Origin of the sequence: Streptomyces sp. NPDC046870 (assembly GCF_040704595.1) — a bacterium.
GTDB classification, from domain to species: domain Bacteria; phylum Actinomycetota; class Actinomycetes; order Streptomycetales; family Streptomycetaceae; genus Streptomyces; species Streptomyces argyrophylli.
The window spans coordinates 82,011-95,575 of record NZ_JBEYXM010000013.1; the positions used below are offsets into that span (position 1 = coordinate 82,011).

The 13,565-nt window shown below is 74.1% G+C and carries 13 protein-coding genes; 10 read left to right on the forward strand and 3 right to left on the reverse strand.

From position 1 onward, the window contains the following. Positions 1–182 precede the first annotated feature (182 nt). Positions 183–746, forward strand: coding sequence for an NADAR family protein (locus AB0946_RS25710; protein WP_366763018.1), 564 nt, complete (start codon positions 183–185; stop codon positions 744–746). A 609-nt stretch (positions 747–1,355) separates the two neighbouring features. Here AB0946_RS25710 and AB0946_RS25715 read toward each other — a convergent pair. Further along, entirely contained in the window at positions 1,356–2,180 is an 825-nt protein-coding gene (locus AB0946_RS25715; protein WP_366763019.1) for a DUF4190 domain-containing protein, read from the reverse strand. 185 nt (positions 2,181–2,365) lie between these two features. On the opposite strand from AB0946_RS25715, the gene AB0946_RS25720 reads away from it, so the two are divergent. The 3 genes from AB0946_RS25720 (at position 2,366) to AB0946_RS25730 (ending at position 5,545) form a co-directional block, all read left to right on the forward strand. Further along, the gene (locus AB0946_RS25720; protein ID WP_366763020.1) at positions 2,366–3,433 is read left to right on the forward strand and encodes an adenosine deaminase; all 1,068 of its coding nucleotides are present in this window, start codon (positions 2,366–2,368) and stop codon (positions 3,431–3,433) included. Between the two features lie 20 nt (positions 3,434–3,453). Next, entirely contained in the window at positions 3,454–4,197 is a 744-nt protein-coding gene (locus tag AB0946_RS25725; protein ID WP_366763021.1) for a glycerophosphodiester phosphodiesterase, read from the forward strand. 187 nt (positions 4,198–4,384) lie between these two features. Continuing rightward, positions 4,385–5,545, forward strand: a complete 1,161-nt coding sequence (locus AB0946_RS25730; protein WP_366763022.1) for a serine hydrolase domain-containing protein — start codon at positions 4,385–4,387, stop codon at positions 5,543–5,545. A 31-nt stretch (positions 5,546–5,576) separates the two neighbouring features. Here the strand turns inward: AB0946_RS25730 and AB0946_RS25735 are convergent, their stop codons facing one another. Beyond that, on the reverse strand, positions 5,577–6,110 hold the full coding sequence (locus tag AB0946_RS25735; protein ID WP_366763023.1) for a hypothetical protein: 534 nt from the start codon (positions 6,108–6,110) through the stop codon (positions 5,577–5,579). A 31-nt stretch (positions 6,111–6,141) separates the two neighbouring features. After that, positions 6,142–6,786 carry a nitroreductase family protein gene (locus AB0946_RS25740; RefSeq protein ID WP_366763024.1) on the reverse strand — a complete coding sequence of 215 codons (645 nt, stop codon included), beginning with the start codon at positions 6,784–6,786 and terminating at the stop codon, positions 6,142–6,144. A gap of 87 nt (positions 6,787–6,873) precedes the next feature. Here AB0946_RS25740 and AB0946_RS25745 point away from each other — a divergent pair, with 87 nt between their 5' ends. From AB0946_RS25745 to AB0946_RS25770, 6 genes are all read left to right on the forward strand, one after another. Continuing rightward, positions 6,874–7,629 (forward strand): IclR family transcriptional regulator C-terminal domain-containing protein, encoded by a 756-nt coding sequence (locus AB0946_RS25745; protein ID WP_366763025.1) that lies wholly within the window; start codon positions 6,874–6,876, stop codon positions 7,627–7,629. A gap of 410 nt (positions 7,630–8,039) precedes the next feature. Continuing rightward, complete coding sequence (locus AB0946_RS25750; RefSeq protein WP_366763026.1) at positions 8,040–9,242, forward strand: DUF1343 domain-containing protein; 1,203 nt, start codon at positions 8,040–8,042, stop codon at positions 9,240–9,242. 102 nt (positions 9,243–9,344) lie between these two features. Next, the gene (locus tag AB0946_RS25755; protein WP_366763027.1) at positions 9,345–10,325 is read left to right on the forward strand and encodes a GNAT family N-acetyltransferase; all 981 of its coding nucleotides are present in this window, start codon (positions 9,345–9,347) and stop codon (positions 10,323–10,325) included. Next, complete coding sequence (locus AB0946_RS25760) at positions 10,322–11,707, forward strand: extracellular solute-binding protein (RefSeq protein ID WP_366763028.1); 1,386 nt, start codon at positions 10,322–10,324, stop codon at positions 11,705–11,707. The genes AB0946_RS25755 and AB0946_RS25760 overlap by 4 nt, the downstream gene beginning before the upstream one ends. Then, positions 11,701–12,660 carry a sugar ABC transporter permease gene (locus tag AB0946_RS25765; protein WP_366763029.1) on the forward strand — a complete coding sequence of 320 codons (960 nt, stop codon included), beginning with the start codon at positions 11,701–11,703 and terminating at the stop codon, positions 12,658–12,660. The genes AB0946_RS25760 and AB0946_RS25765 overlap by 7 nt, the downstream gene beginning before the upstream one ends. Next, on the forward strand, positions 12,657–13,544 hold the full coding sequence (locus AB0946_RS25770) for a carbohydrate ABC transporter permease (protein WP_366763030.1): 888 nt from the start codon (positions 12,657–12,659) through the stop codon (positions 13,542–13,544). The genes AB0946_RS25765 and AB0946_RS25770 overlap by 4 nt, the downstream gene beginning before the upstream one ends. Positions 13,545–13,565: the final 21 nt, after the last annotated feature.

Here is a 13,565-nt window from a genome sequence, read left to right on the forward strand (position 1 = left end):
CCCGAGGGGCGGGGGGCGTGGCTCCAGCTCGATTTGAGTGCCGATCCTGACAGAGGGACCGGACACCAACAAGTGATTCCGTTGTTGCCTTTTGGTTACGCGACGGAATCTGTCGACCAGGTGTCGAGTCGGGGCGGAAAAGGACGGACGGAGTGTCAGTGGTGCGTGCCACACTCACGTGCATGGGGAAGATCGACGGGGTGGACGCCCTGATCAGAGAGGTCCAGGCGGGGTCCCGGATCAGGTATCTGCACTTCTGGGGGCACCGGCCGCGCCCGGACGGCCGGGTCGGCGCGAGCTGTCTGAGCCAGTGGTGGCCGTCACCGTTCGTGGTGGACGGCGTGCGGTACGCGACGGCCGAGCACTGGATGATGGCGGGCAAGGCCCGGCTGTTCGGGGACGCGGAGGCCGAGCGACGGGTGCTGGCCGCGGAGCATCCGGCGGAGGCGAAGAAGGTGGGCCGGCTGGTGCGGGACTTCGACGCGGCGGTGTGGGAACGGGAACGCTTCCGGCTGGTGGTCGAGGGCAGCGTGCACAAGTTCGCCGCCGACGACGACCTCGGGATGTTCCTGCTGGGGACCGGTGAACGGGTGCTGGTGGAGGCGAGCCCCGTGGACCGGATATGGGGCATCGGACTGTCGGCGGACGACGAGGCGGCCTCCGACCCGGAGCGCTGGCGCGGCCTGAACCTCCTGGGCTTCGCCCTGATGGAGGCCCGGGAGCGGCTCGCGGGCGCCGGCGCGTAGGCCTGCGGCGCTTCGGCGGGGTCGTCGGCCTGCGGAGGCTTCGAAGGGGCGGCGTCTGCCGGGGCGCTTCGGCGGGGCCGCGTGTGCCAGGGCACTTCGGCGGGGCGGCGTGTGCCGGAGCGCTTCGGCGGGGCGGCGTGTACGGGGGCGCTTCGTCGCGGCGGCGTATGCCGGAGTACTTCCGCGGGACGGCGCGTGCGGGGCGCCTCGGCGGGGCGGCGTGTGCCAGGGCGCGTCGGCGCGGCAGCGCGTGCCGGAGCGCTTCGGCGCGGCAGCGTGTACCGGACCACCTCGGCGACGCGGCGTGTACCGGGGCGCTCCAGGGGAACGGCGCATGCCGGAGTACTTCCGCGGGACGGCGCGTGCGAGCCACTTCGGCGGGGCGGCATGTGCCGGAGCGCTTCGGCGGGGCGGCGTGTGGCCAGGGCGCGTCGGCGAGGCAGCGTGTACCGGGCCACCTCGGCGAGGCAGCGTGTACGGGGCGCTTCAGGGGAACGGCGCATGCCGGAGTACTTCCGCGGGACGGCGCCTGCGGGCCACTTCGGCGGGGCGGCGTCTGCTGGGCGGTGCCGGGTCGGCGGTGCAAGGTCGGGCGTGCCGGCCGGTGCGTCAGGTGCGCGTCGCTATCAACAGGGCGAACAGGACCAGCACCAGGACGATCCCGGCGGCGCCGCAGATGACGCCGGCCAGGGCCACACCCGGGTTCGTCGCCTCGCCCCGGTTGGCCCTGCCCCGCCCCAGCCCGCCGAGGATCACGGCCAGGATGCCCATGGCCAGGGCGATCGGCCACAGGACGAAGCCGACCGTCGCGACGATCCCCAGCACCAGCGAGGCCGTACCCAGGCCGTTGCTGGGCGGCGGCTGCATGCCGGGCCAGGCGTAGCCGTGCGCGGCGGGGTAGGGAGCGGGGCCACCGTACGGGGCGTGCCGCGGGCCCGGGTAGCCGTACGCGGGCCCGGCACCCGGGTAGCCGTAGGCCGGCGCCGCACCCGGATAGCCGTACGGCACCTGGCCGGGGCCGTCGGGGGCGATGGGAGGCGGCGGCACCGGCTCCGCTCCCCCGTGCGGGCCCGCGGGCGGCGCCGGCGGGGCGAAGGGGTTCGCCGGGGGCGGGTAGGAGCCCGGCGGCGGGGCGAACGGGTTCGGCTGGGGGGCCGGGGCCGTGGAGGCGGGACCCTCGGCCGGGGCGGCCCACGGCGCGGGTACGGCGCCGGCGGGCGTGGCCGGGGCCGGGAACGCCGGCAGCGACGTCACCGTCTGCCGGTCGTGCGCGGGACCGGGAGCGGGGGCGGCGTCCTGGACCCGTGCCCCGTCCGCTTCCCGGGGGACCGGGGCCGTCCGCTCCGGCCCCTTGTCGAAGGAGACCCGGGGGGCCGCGGAGTGGTGTCCGTCGATCCGCTCCCCCGGCGTGGACTGCGGCACCTCGTCGGACATGATCGGCACACCCCTCGGCTGGACGTCCCGTCATGCTACGGGCAGCGCGGGGCACCGCGGCCCGGGGCCTACGATGATGCGGCGCAACCCGATCAGCCGATCACCGCGCCCGCACCACGGACCGCGTCCACCGCACGACGTGCCGGGGACCACGTGCCGCGGGCGCCCGTCCCGGGGAGGACCCCTTGACCGACAGCTCCGTACCCGCCACCGGCACCGCCGACCGCGATCTGCGCGCCTTCATAGCCGGACTGCCCAAGGCGGAACTGCACGTCCACCACGTCGGCTCCGCCTCCCCCCGCATCGTCTCCGAACTGGCCGCCCGGCACCCCGACTCCAGGGTCCCCAGCGATCCCGAGGCCCTGGCCGACTACTTCACCTTCACCGACTTCGCGCACTTCATCGAGGTGTACCTGTCGGTCGTGGACCTCATCCGCACCCCGGAGGACGTCCGGCTGCTCACCTACGAGGTGGCCCGTGACATGGCCCGGCAGCAGGTGCGGTACGCCGAGCTGACGATCACCCCGTTCTCCTCCACCCGGCGCGGTATCGACCCGCGGGCGTTCATGGACGCGATCGAGGACGCCCGGAAGACCGCCGAGGCGGAGTTCGGGACCGTGCTGCGCTGGTGCTTCGACATCCCCGGCGAGGCCGGTCTGGAGTCGGCCGAGGAGACGGTGCGGCTGGCCACCGACGACCGGTTGCGCCCGGAGGGCCTGGTGTCGTTCGGGCTCGGCGGGCCGGAGATCGGCGTGCCCCGGCCGCAGTTCAAGCCGTACTTCGACCGGGCCATCGCGGCCGGTCTGCACTCCGTCCCGCACGCCGGGGAGACGACCGGTCCGCAGACGGTGTGGGACGCGCTGACCGAGCTGCGCGCCGAGCGGATCGGGCACGGCACCAGCTCGGCGCGGGACCCGAAGCTGCTCGCCCACCTCGCCGAGCACCGCGTCCCGCTGGAGGTGTGCCCGACCTCCAACATCGCCACCCGCGCGGTCCGCACGCTGGAGGAGCACCCGATCAAGGAGTTCACGCGGGCCGGGGTGCTGGTCACGATCAACTCCGACGACCCGCCGATGTTCGGCACCGACCTGAACAACGAGTACGCGGTGGCCGCCCGGCTCCTGGATCTCGACGAGCGGGGTGTGGCGGAGCTGGCGAAGAACGCCGTGGAGGCCTCCTTCCTGGACGCGGCGGGCAAGGCGCGGATCACGGCGGAGATCGACACGTACACCGCGGCCTGGCCGGCCTCCTGACACCGGCCACAATGGGGGCCATGCAGACGCTGACCGCCGTGGCCCACCGCGGCGACCCCTACCGTTTCCGTGAGAACACCCTCGCCTCCCTGCGGTCCGCGCTCGACCGGGGCGCGGACGCCGTGGAGGTCGACGTACGGCTCACCCGCGACGGCGTCCCCGTGCTGCTGCACGACGACACGCTGCGGCGGCTGTGGGAGGTCGACCGGCCGCTGGCCGCGCTGTCCGCCGACGAGCTGCGCGGGCTCACGGCGGGCGGTGTGCCGACGCTGGCGGATGCGCTGGCCGCGACCGGGGACAGCAGGGTGATGGTGGACCTGTGCGGACCGGTCGGCCGTCGGACGGTGGCGCGGGTCCTGGACGTGGTCCGGCAGTGCGGGGCCGGGGAGCGGGTCTACTACAGCGCGCACGCCGAGGCGATGCTCGCCGTCCGCGCCGCCGACCCGGCCGCCGAGATCGCCCTGACCTGGACGAGCCTGGCGCCGCCCCGGCCCGCGCTGCTGGCCGCGATCCGCCCGCGCTGGCTCAACTACCGCTTCTCCCTGGTCAGCCGCGAGCTCGCGGCCCGGGTGCACCGCGACGGTCTGCTGCTGTCGGTCTGGACCCCGGACACCCGCCGTTCCATGAGCCGCCTGCTGGACCTGGGCGCCGACTCGGTCACGACGAACCGGATCGACGTCCTGCACGCCCTGCGCACCGCGGACCAGGGTCCTTCGTCCGGATCGTCCCGGGGGCGCGGGCCTTCGAGCACAGCGACGAGGTGACGGCCGCGCGGGGGCGGACCGTAGGGGTGATCCCGGGCAACTCCCCTAGAGGAGCGGCTGGTTGATCGGGGACGAGCAAGGGTCGCAGGACCTCCTCGGTGAGGATCCGCCGCCCGGCCCGGCGCCCGAGGATGATCACGCACCGTCTTCCGGTGCCCGACGTCCGGCCCCCCGAAGGAGTCCCCGCATGCCCCGCACCAGCCGTTCCGTCCTCCTGGCCGCCGCCCTGGTCACCGCGGTGGCCGCCGGCCCGCTGGCGGCCCCCGCCTTCGCCGCGCCCGCGCAGTCCGCCCGTACCGCGACGGGCCCCGCCGCGACCGCCCCCGGCACGGCCGGCCCCGACACCGAGGCCCTCGCCGCCGCCATCGCCGGGCTGCCCGACCACGACGCCACCGCCGCGCTGCTCCGCGTCGGCGGTGACGGGACCTGGCGCGGGACGGCCGGGGTGCGGGACGTGCGCACCGGAGCGCCGGCCCTGGAGGACGCCCGCTTCCGGGCCGGTTCGGTGACGAAGGTGGTGACCGCGTCGATCGTGCTGCAACTGGCCGCGGAGGGCCGGATCGACCTCGACGGGACCGTGCAGCACTATCTGCCGGGCCTGCTCACCGCGGACTTCGCGCCGGTCACCGTACGGCAGTTGCTGAACTACACCAGCGGACTGCGCCCGGGTGCGTCCCTCGGTGACACGGTCGAGGAGGGCTACCCGCACCGCTTCGAGACGCTGACACCCCGTGAGGTGGTGGCGGACGCCGTATCGGGGGGTCCGGCGTACGCGCCGGGCACGCGGCAGACCTACGGCAACATCCACTACACCGTGCTCGGCCTGCTCATCGAGAAGGTGACCGGCGACTCGTACGCGCACCAGGCCGAGGTGCGGGTCTTCCGGCCGCTCGGCATGCGGCACAGCTCCTTCCCGGTCGGCGCGGACCCCCGGATCCACGGCCCGCACAACCGGGGCTACGACTGGATCGACGGCGAACTGGTCGACGTGACCGACTGGAACATGTCCGACCGGTTCGCGGCCGGCGACATGATCTCCACGACCGCCGATCTGGAACGGCTGCTGGTCGGGCTGTTCCGCGGCCGGGTGGTGCCGCGCCCGCAGCTGAAGGAGATGTTCACGCTGCCGGACGTGCCCGGGGCGCGGTACGGCGCGGCCCTGGAGCGGTTCGAGGTGAACGGGAGGGTGATCTGGGGCAAGACCGGTTCGCGCCCCGGGTACGCGACGGTGATCGCCGCGGCCCCGGACCTGTCCCGCACCCTGGTCTACTCGGTCAACTCCACGGACGCGAAGGGCGACGGTCTGGCCGTCGCCCAGCGCTTCGCGTTCCCGGCGTTCAACCGCTGACCGGGACCGGACCGTTCGCCGGTGACCCGGTTCAGCCCGCGGCGGTGGCGGCCGGGAACCCGGACGGCGCGCCGCCGAGCGCCTCCAGCCGCCTGATCTTCTTCCGTACGACGTACAGCGGGACGATCCCGAAGACCCCGAACGACATGTCGAGGACGCTCCACCAGAAGGGGATCCCGCGGACCGGTCCGCACACGAGGGCGAGCGGGATGATCCCGGCACAGGCGATCATCCCGAACTCGACCACCCAGATGTTGCGGACGGGATCGCGGTAGGGGCCGTAGAACGCGACCGCGATGACGAGGTGGGCGAAGGCGAGCCAGTCGGTGCCGTACAGGACGAAGGGCTGGTCGGCGTCGACGGTGTCCAGCCCGTCCCGCACCCGGGAGATCCACGCCATCAGCCCGGGCAGGTGCTCCGGCACGGACAGCGCGCGCAACGCGCTCTCGGTCCAGCGCAGTTCGTGCACCAGCGGGAAGGCGGTCGCCCCGCTGAGGGCGAGGCACACGACGAAGAGGGCCAGCCAGACGCGGATGCCCTTGAGCAGGGCGGCTCTGTCGCTCATGGCAGCAGCGTACGCCTGGAATTGAACATGTTCAAAACTCTTCCCAGTGCAGCACCCGCTCCCGCGGAATGCGGCCGGCCGGGCGGAAGTCGGTGCCGAGGGTGTACGCGACGGGGATGAGGGCGGCCTGCATGACGTCCTCGTACGGGATGCCGAGCACTCGGGCCGACTCCCGCTCGTGGACGAGGTTCCCGGTGGTCCAGCAGGTGCCGAGGCCCCTGGCGCGGGCGGCGAGCATGAAGCTCCAGACGGCCGGGAGGATGGACCCCCAGGTGCCGGCCTGGCGCAGCACGGGCGCGTCGTCGGTACGGCCCTCCACGCACGGGACGACGAGCGCCGGGACCTCGTGGAGATGCTCGTAGAGGTGCGCGGTACCGGAGTAGACCCGGTCCATCCGGGCCACGCTCGCGCGCCGCACATCGCGTGCCGGCAGCGGCTCGCTGGCGCCCGGCGCGCTCACACCGGCCCGCCACACCTCCGCCAGGGCGGCCCGCCGGTCCGGGTCGGTGACGATGACGAAGTGCCAGCGCTGCCGGTTGCGTCCGGTCGGCGCCTGGACCGCCAGGTCGACGCATTCCTCCAGCAGCCGGCGGGGCACCGGCCGGGTCAGGTCGAGACGGTGGCGGACGGCGCGCGTGGTGGACAGGAGCTGGTCGGAAGAGAGGCCGAGAGTCATGTGTTGACCATGACGGGCAGGGGCGTACGGCGCCAACGCCCGGGTTTCACTGGGCGAAAACGAAGGCTGCGGAAGCGGAGGAGCGGTATGGCCGAGAGCGTGGCCGGGCGGGTCCTCTCCGTACTGGACGCGTTCGGGGACGCGCCGGACACCCTGCGCCTGACGGACATCGCCCGCCGCACGGGGCTCCCCGCGCCGACCGCGCTGCGCATGGTGCGCGAACTGGTGGCCTGGGGCGGGCTGGAGCGGGCGGCCGACGGCTCCTACCGCCTCGGCACCCGTATCCGCACCCTCGGCGCCGCCGCGCCCTGTCCCCGCGGGCTCCTCACCGCGGCCCTGCCGGCCCTGCGCACCCTCACCGCCCGCACCGGCGGCCACGCCGACGTGACGATCCGGGCCGACGGCGCGGCCCTCTGCCTGGTCACCGGCGAACGGCTGCCGCTGCACGCCACGGCGGCGGGCAAGGTGCTGCTGGCCTACGGGGTCGGGTCCGGGTTCGGCGGCGGGCACGGGAACGGCGACGGCGGCGCGCCCGGCCAGATCGCCGGCCACGGCCCCCGTACCGCGCCCGGCCCGTCCCCGAGCGCCCTCCGTCACACCCCCTACACCGTCACCGCCCCCGGCGCCCTCGGTGCCCAGTTGGCCCGGGTGCGCGCGACCGGACTGGCCGAGGCGCACCAGGAGTACCGCCTGGGTGAACTCTCCCTGGCCGCCCCGGTGTTCCGGAACGGCTTCGCCGTGGCTGCCGTGTCGGTGACGGCTGCGACGACCGCCCGTCCCGACCGGCTGGCCCCCGCCGTACGCCAGGCGGCGGCGACGGTGGGCCGGGCGCTGGGCGGCTGACGTGCCCGCGGCGCGCCTGCCCGCGTCACCAGTCCGGTGTCGTACCGAGGTGACGCAGGGCCGAGGCCGCCGCCCCGGCGCCGCACACGCCGTGGGAGCCGGGGCCCGGCGAGGTGGCGGCGGCACAGGAGAAGACACCGGGCAGGGTGATGGAACAGGGGCCGAGCGCGGGGCGCGAGCCGAACAGGAACCCGGGGACGGTGCCGGCGCCGGTAGGGATGGCGCCTCCGGTGAAGTCGGGGTCCGTGGCGCCGCCGTCGTGTCCGGGGGGAACGCTTCAGCGCGAAAGCCTCGTTGCTGAACGAACATGCCGTCTCGGCGCGTACCGCTCTGAATCATTGCAAAGTTCCTGGACATACCAGTAAATTGCGCCCCACCCTTCGAGACGTCACCGGCAGACGGGGCAACGGATGAGCACGGACGACCGCGTCGCGGTGACGACCGGGATCGCACGGCTGCACGCGTCTCCCGGGCTCGCCGGGCCCGGCCGGCTGGGGCTGGTGACCAACCACACCGGCGTCCTCCCCGATCTGCGCCCCGCCGCGCCCGCGCTGCTCGCGGCAGGCGCGCCGCTGGTCGCCCTGTTCGGACCCGAGCACGGGCTGCACGGGACGGCCCAGGCCGGGGAGGGCGGGACCAGCCGGCGGGACCCCGCCACCGGGCTGCCGGTCCACGACACCTACCGGTGCGACGGCGAGCACCTCGACACCCTGCTGCTCGACAGCGGCGTCGACGCCCTGGTGTTCGACCTCCAGGACATCGGGGCCCGGTTCTACACCTACGTCTGGACGATGTTCGATCTGATGGTCTCGGCGGCCCGTACGGGCGTACGGTTCGTGGTCGCCGACCGGCCGAATCCACTCGGCGGCCTCGTCAGCGAGGGGCCGCTGCTCGACCCGGCGTGGGCCAGCTTCCTCGGGCGTGCCCCGCTGCCGGTCCGGCACGGCCTCACCTGCGGTGAACTCGCCCGGCACCTCAACGCCTGCGCCGTTCCCCACGTCGCGGGCCGGTCCGCCGACCTGACCGTGATCGAGGCGGCCGGCTGGCGGCGCGCCATGGACGCGGCGGCCACCGGCCTGCCGTGGATCGCGCCCTCGCCGAACATCCCGACGCCCGCCACGGCCGCCGTCTACCCCGGCACCTGTCTGTTCGAGGGGACGAACCTCTCCGAGGGCCGGGGCACCACACAGCCCTTCGAGATCGTCGGGGCGCCGTACCTCGACGCGCGGTTCGCGCCCGCGCTCGCCGAACTCGCCCTTCCGGGAGTGCACTTCCGTGACCTGCGCTTCGTACCGACCTTCCACAAGCACGCCGGACGGCCGCTGCGCGGGGTCCAGCTCCACCTCACCGACCCCGTGGCGTTCGCTCCCGTACGCACCGCGGTCGCGATGCTCGCGACGCTGCGGCGGCTGTACCCGGACGACTTCGCCTGGCACACCGCGGACGGCGGCGCGGAGGGAACCGGGGGGACCGGCCGTCCCCTCATCGACCTGCTGTGGGGCTCCGACCGGTTGCGGCGCGCCGTCGACGCGGGCGACGACCCGCTGCCGCTGTGCGCCCCACCGGCACCGCCCGCCGACTGGGCCGGCGCCGACGTCCTGCTCTACCCCTGAGCCCACGGCCACCGGCGTACGCCCCGCCCCGGCACCGAGGCCGTACCGACCGCCCTCGCCGCCCACTGCCCCGCACCCGCGCAGGGAAGGACACCTCCGTCGATGACCGACCGCACGACGACATCCGGGGCGCGGACGCGCGGCTTCCGCGTGGGTGACGGGCCCGGGCTGGTGGAGGCGTGGCGGCGGAGCGCGCCGGCCGATCCCCTCACCCCGGACCGCTTCCGGTCCCTGGTGCTGCTCGACGCCAACTTCGATCCGGAGGGGCTCCGGGTCGCCGTCGACGGCGACCGGGTCGTCGGCGCGGCCTACGCGGTGCGCCGTCTGACGCCGATGAGCGGCACCGACCTGGAGCCGGAGCAGGGCTGGATCCCGTTCTTCTTCGTCGACCCGGCCGCCCGTGGGCGCGGCCTGGGCCGCCGGCTGCTGACCGAGGCCCTCGACTGGCTGCGCGGTCACGGCCGCACCCGCGTGGACTTCTCCTCGTACACCCCGAACTATCTCCTCCCCGGGCTGGACGCCGAGACGTACCCGGAGGCGGTGCAGCTCCTCGATGCGCTGGGCTTCCGGACCCTGTACGAGGCGGCGGCGATGGACCGCCGCCTGGTCGGCTACCGCTTCCCCGACGTGGCCGCGCGCCGCCGGGACGAGCTGACGGCCCGCGGCCACCGGTTCGCCACCCCGTCCGACGACGACCTGGTGGACCTGCTCGCGCTCGCCGGGGGGCACTTCAACCCTGACTGGGCGCGGGCGATCCGGGAGTGCCTGGCCGCGGGCACGCCGCTGGACCGGATCGTCGTCGCCCGGGACCCGTCGGGCCGCCTGACCGGCTGGGCGATGCACGGCGCGTACGCGTCGGCGGACGAGCGGTTCGGGCCGTTCGGCGTGCTGGAGGAGATGCGCGGCACCGGGCTCGGCACGGTCCTGCTCCACCTGGTCCTGGAGCGGATGCGGGCGCGCGGCGCGCACTCCGCGTGGTTCCTGTGGACCGGCGAGCGGTCACCGGCGGGCCGGCTGTACCGCGCGGCGGGCTTCACCACGACCCGGGTGTTCCGTGTGCTGCGCCGGGAGGCCACCCGATGACCCGGCCCCGCCGCACCGACGGCCCGCCCGACCGTCAGCCACCGCGCCGCACCCCACGCCTGAGCCGCCGTCACTTCGCGCTCGCGCTCCCCTCGGCGCTGCTCGCCACCGGCTGCGCGGCGCCGCACCGGGGCACCGGGCGGCCCGGTGATCCCATCGTCCTCACCCTGCTCTCCCACTACGCGAGCGGGGAGCTCAAGGAGGCGCTGCGCGGCCCGGTGGACGAGTGGAACGCCACGCACGACCGGGTCAAGGTGCGCACGACGGCGGTGGAGTTCACGGACCTGCTGACCACGTTCATGGTCCGGCAGGCCGCCGGCCAGGGCGCCGACATCCTCCACCCGTACTGTCTGTGGAACGGCCAGCTCGTCCGGGCCGGCGTCCTGCGGCCCGCCCCGGCCGAGCACGCGGAGGAGATCCGGCGCGGCTACAGTGCCGCCGCGGTCGGCGCCGCGTCGGTGGGCGGCAGGGTGTACGGCTACCCCACCGAGCTCCAGACGTACGCCCTGTACTACAACAAGCGGCTGCTGCGCGCGGCCGGCGTCGACGGGCCGCCGCGCACCTGGCGGGAGCTGGAGGAGACCGCCTACCGCACCACCAGGCGGGACCGGTACGGCAACACGCTCGTCCAGGGTTTCGGCCTGTCGACCTACGACGACTCCACCACCGTCGGCCAGACGCTCGCGCTGCTCAACGCGGCCGGCGGAGCGTTCGTCTCGGCGGACGGCAGGAGCACCGGCATCGACTCGCCGGCCGGCCGGGCCGTGTTCGGCCTGGAGGACCGCCTCGTCGCCAGGGGGGCGAGCTCCCCCGGGGTCAACGTCTACCGCGCGTTCCCGTCCGGACAGGTGGCCATGGTGATCAGCGCGGGCTGGTGGACCGGCAGCCTGAAGAGCGAGATGGGCGCGGACTACCGCGATGTCGGCGTCGCGCCGCTGCCGCTGCCCGAGGCGGGCGGCACACGCGCCACGCTCTGCACCGGGTTCATGCTCGGGGTCAACACGGCCAGTGCGCACCCGCGCGAGGCCTGGGAGTTCCTGCGCTGGCTCAACGCCGAGCGGACGACCGCCGAGAAGGGTGTGGTGGCGACCCGGATGAGCGCCCTCCAGGTGTCGGTCGGCTCCCTGACCGGCCGCGCCGACGACATGCGGGCGCTCCTGGGCGCGGGCGGCCGGAAGGGCGCGGCCGGCGATCCGAACCTGCGGCCGTTCCTGGACGCGCTGGCCTACGCGGTGCCGGAGCCGAACGTGCCGGGCGCGCAGCAGGCCAAGTCGCTGCTGCGCACGAACGTCGAAGCGCTGTGGACCGGCCGGCGGTCGGTCGAGGAGGCGCTGCGCCTCACCCGCCGTCAGGTCGATCAGGAGGTGGCGCGCGCATGGTGAACGCCCTGGTACCGGAGACGGCCGAACGGGCCCCCCGGGCTCGGGCCGTCCGGCCCGCCGTCGACGGCCGCGTCCGCCACCGGCGCCGCCAGACCGTCGTCGCCTACCTCTTCCTGGCGCCGGTGCTGCTGTTCTTCGCGGTCTTCCTGGTCCTGCCGCTGGGGTTCGCGCTGCTGCTGTCGACGTCCCGCTGGTCCGGGTTCGCCCTCGGCGACATCGAGCCGGCCGGCCTGGACAACTTCACCCGCCTGTTCGCGGACGGGTCGACGTTCCTGACGCCGATCCTCACCAACACGCTGCTGTTCGCCCTGGGCACCGTCGCCCTCGCCCTCACGGGCTCGGTGCTCGTCGCGACCTGCATCGACAGGCTGCGGTTCCAGGGGGTGTGGCGCACCCTGTACTTCCTGCCGATCGTCACGACCGTCGTCGCCGTCGGCAACGTGTGGAAGTACATGTACGAGCCGGGCGGTCTGGTCAACGGCGTCCTCAACGCCGTCGGACTGGACTCGGTGGCGTTCCTCGCGGACCCGGACACCGCGCTGCCCTCGGTCGTGGTCGTCCAGGCCTGGGCCTCGCTCGGCTCGGCGGTCCTCGTGCTGACCGCCGGGCTGAAGTCCGTCCCGGAGTCGTACTACGAGGCCGCCGCGCTGGACGGCGCCGGTCCGGTCACCGTCTTCCGGAAGATCACCCTGCCGCTGTTGCGGCCGTCCCTGCTGTTCGTGTGCGTCACCCAGTTCCTCACCGGTCTGCAGTCGTTCGCGCTGATCACCGTGATGACCAGGGGCGGACCCGGTGACGCGACCGACGTGGCCGCGCTGGAGATGTACCGGCTGGCCTTCGGCTACGGCGACTGGGGCACCGCGAGCGCCGCCGCGTTCGTGCTGTTCGCGGTGGTCCTCGCGGTGACGCTGGCGCAGTTGTGGTGGTTCCGGCGCTCGGGGGAGGACGCGTGACGCGGGGAAGGGGCGCCGGCCGCCGTGGTGTGCCGTGGCTGTCGTACCTGGTGGTCGTGACCGGCGCCGTGCTCACCGTGGTGCCGTTCCTCGACATGGTGATGACGTCCTTCAAGGGCCCCGAAGAGGCCGGCACGCTGCCGTACCGCTTCCTGCCCCAGGCGTTCGACCTTTCCAACTACCGGGCGGCGATCCGCCAGTTGGACCTGCCGGTGCTCTTCCGCAACAGCGTGGTCGCCACCGCGCTGATCACCGGTTCGGTGCTGCTCACGTCGTCCCTCGCGGGCTACGCGCTCGCCAAACTGCGTTTTCCCGGCCGGGACTTCGTCTTCCGCCTCGTGCTGTCCACGATGATGTTCCCGCCGTTCCTCTTCTTCGTCCCGCACTTCCTGATCCTGGTGCACTGGCCGCTGGCGGGCGGCAACGACCTGTCCGGGCGCGGCGGCGCCGGCCTGACCGTCAGCGTCGCCGCGCTCGCCGTGCCGTTCCTCGTCAACGGCTTCGGGATCTTCCTGACCCGCCAGTTCATGGTCGCGATCCCGGACGAGGTCCTGGAGGCGGCGCGCATCGACGGGGCCGGGGAGTTCGCCGTGTGGTGGCGGATCGTGGTGCCGCAGACCAAGCCGGTCCTGGTCACGCTCGGGCTGCTGACCTTCGTCGACGCGTGGAACGAGTACATCTGGGCGCTGCTCGTCTCGACCGCCAACCCGGACGTGATGACCCTGCCCGTCGGCATCCAGCTGCTCCAGGACCACGTCGACCCGGCCCGCACGACGCCCATCGTCATGGCCGGCCTCGTGCTGAGCGTCCTGCCGGTCCTGCTCCTGTTCCTGCTGCTCCAGAAGTACTACGTCAGGGGCGTCATGCTCAGCGGCCTGAAGTGACCCCGGCTCCGCCGCCGGCCG

What these genes read in the sequence shown, in the direction of transcription:
- AB0946_RS25710 (WP_366763018.1), top strand. Translation starts at nt 183, where the DNA reads ATGGGGAAGATCGACGGGGTGGACGCCCTGATCAGAGAGGTCCAGGCG.
- AB0946_RS25715 (WP_366763019.1), bottom strand. Translation starts at nt 2,180, where the DNA reads ATGTCCGACGAGGTGCCGCAGTCCACGCCGGGGGAGCGGATCGACGGA.
- AB0946_RS25725 (WP_366763021.1), top strand. Translation starts at nt 3,454, where the DNA reads ATGCAGACGCTGACCGCCGTGGCCCACCGCGGCGACCCCTACCGTTTC.
- AB0946_RS25730 (WP_366763022.1), top strand. Translation starts at nt 4,385, where the DNA reads ATGCCCCGCACCAGCCGTTCCGTCCTCCTGGCCGCCGCCCTGGTCACC.
- AB0946_RS25735 (WP_366763023.1), bottom strand. Translation starts at nt 6,110, where the DNA reads ATGAGCGACAGAGCCGCCCTGCTCAAGGGCATCCGCGTCTGGCTGGCC.
- AB0946_RS25740 (WP_366763024.1), bottom strand. Translation starts at nt 6,786, where the DNA reads ATGACTCTCGGCCTCTCTTCCGACCAGCTCCTGTCCACCACGCGCGCC.
- AB0946_RS25745 (WP_366763025.1), top strand. Translation starts at nt 6,874, where the DNA reads ATGGCCGAGAGCGTGGCCGGGCGGGTCCTCTCCGTACTGGACGCGTTC.
- AB0946_RS25750 (WP_366763026.1), top strand. Translation starts at nt 8,040, where the DNA reads ATGAGCACGGACGACCGCGTCGCGGTGACGACCGGGATCGCACGGCTG.
- AB0946_RS25755 (WP_366763027.1), top strand. Translation starts at nt 9,345, where the DNA reads ATGACCGACCGCACGACGACATCCGGGGCGCGGACGCGCGGCTTCCGC.
- AB0946_RS25760 (WP_366763028.1), top strand. Translation starts at nt 10,322, where the DNA reads ATGACCCGGCCCCGCCGCACCGACGGCCCGCCCGACCGTCAGCCACCG.
- AB0946_RS25765 (WP_366763029.1), top strand. Translation starts at nt 11,701, where the DNA reads ATGGTGAACGCCCTGGTACCGGAGACGGCCGAACGGGCCCCCCGGGCT.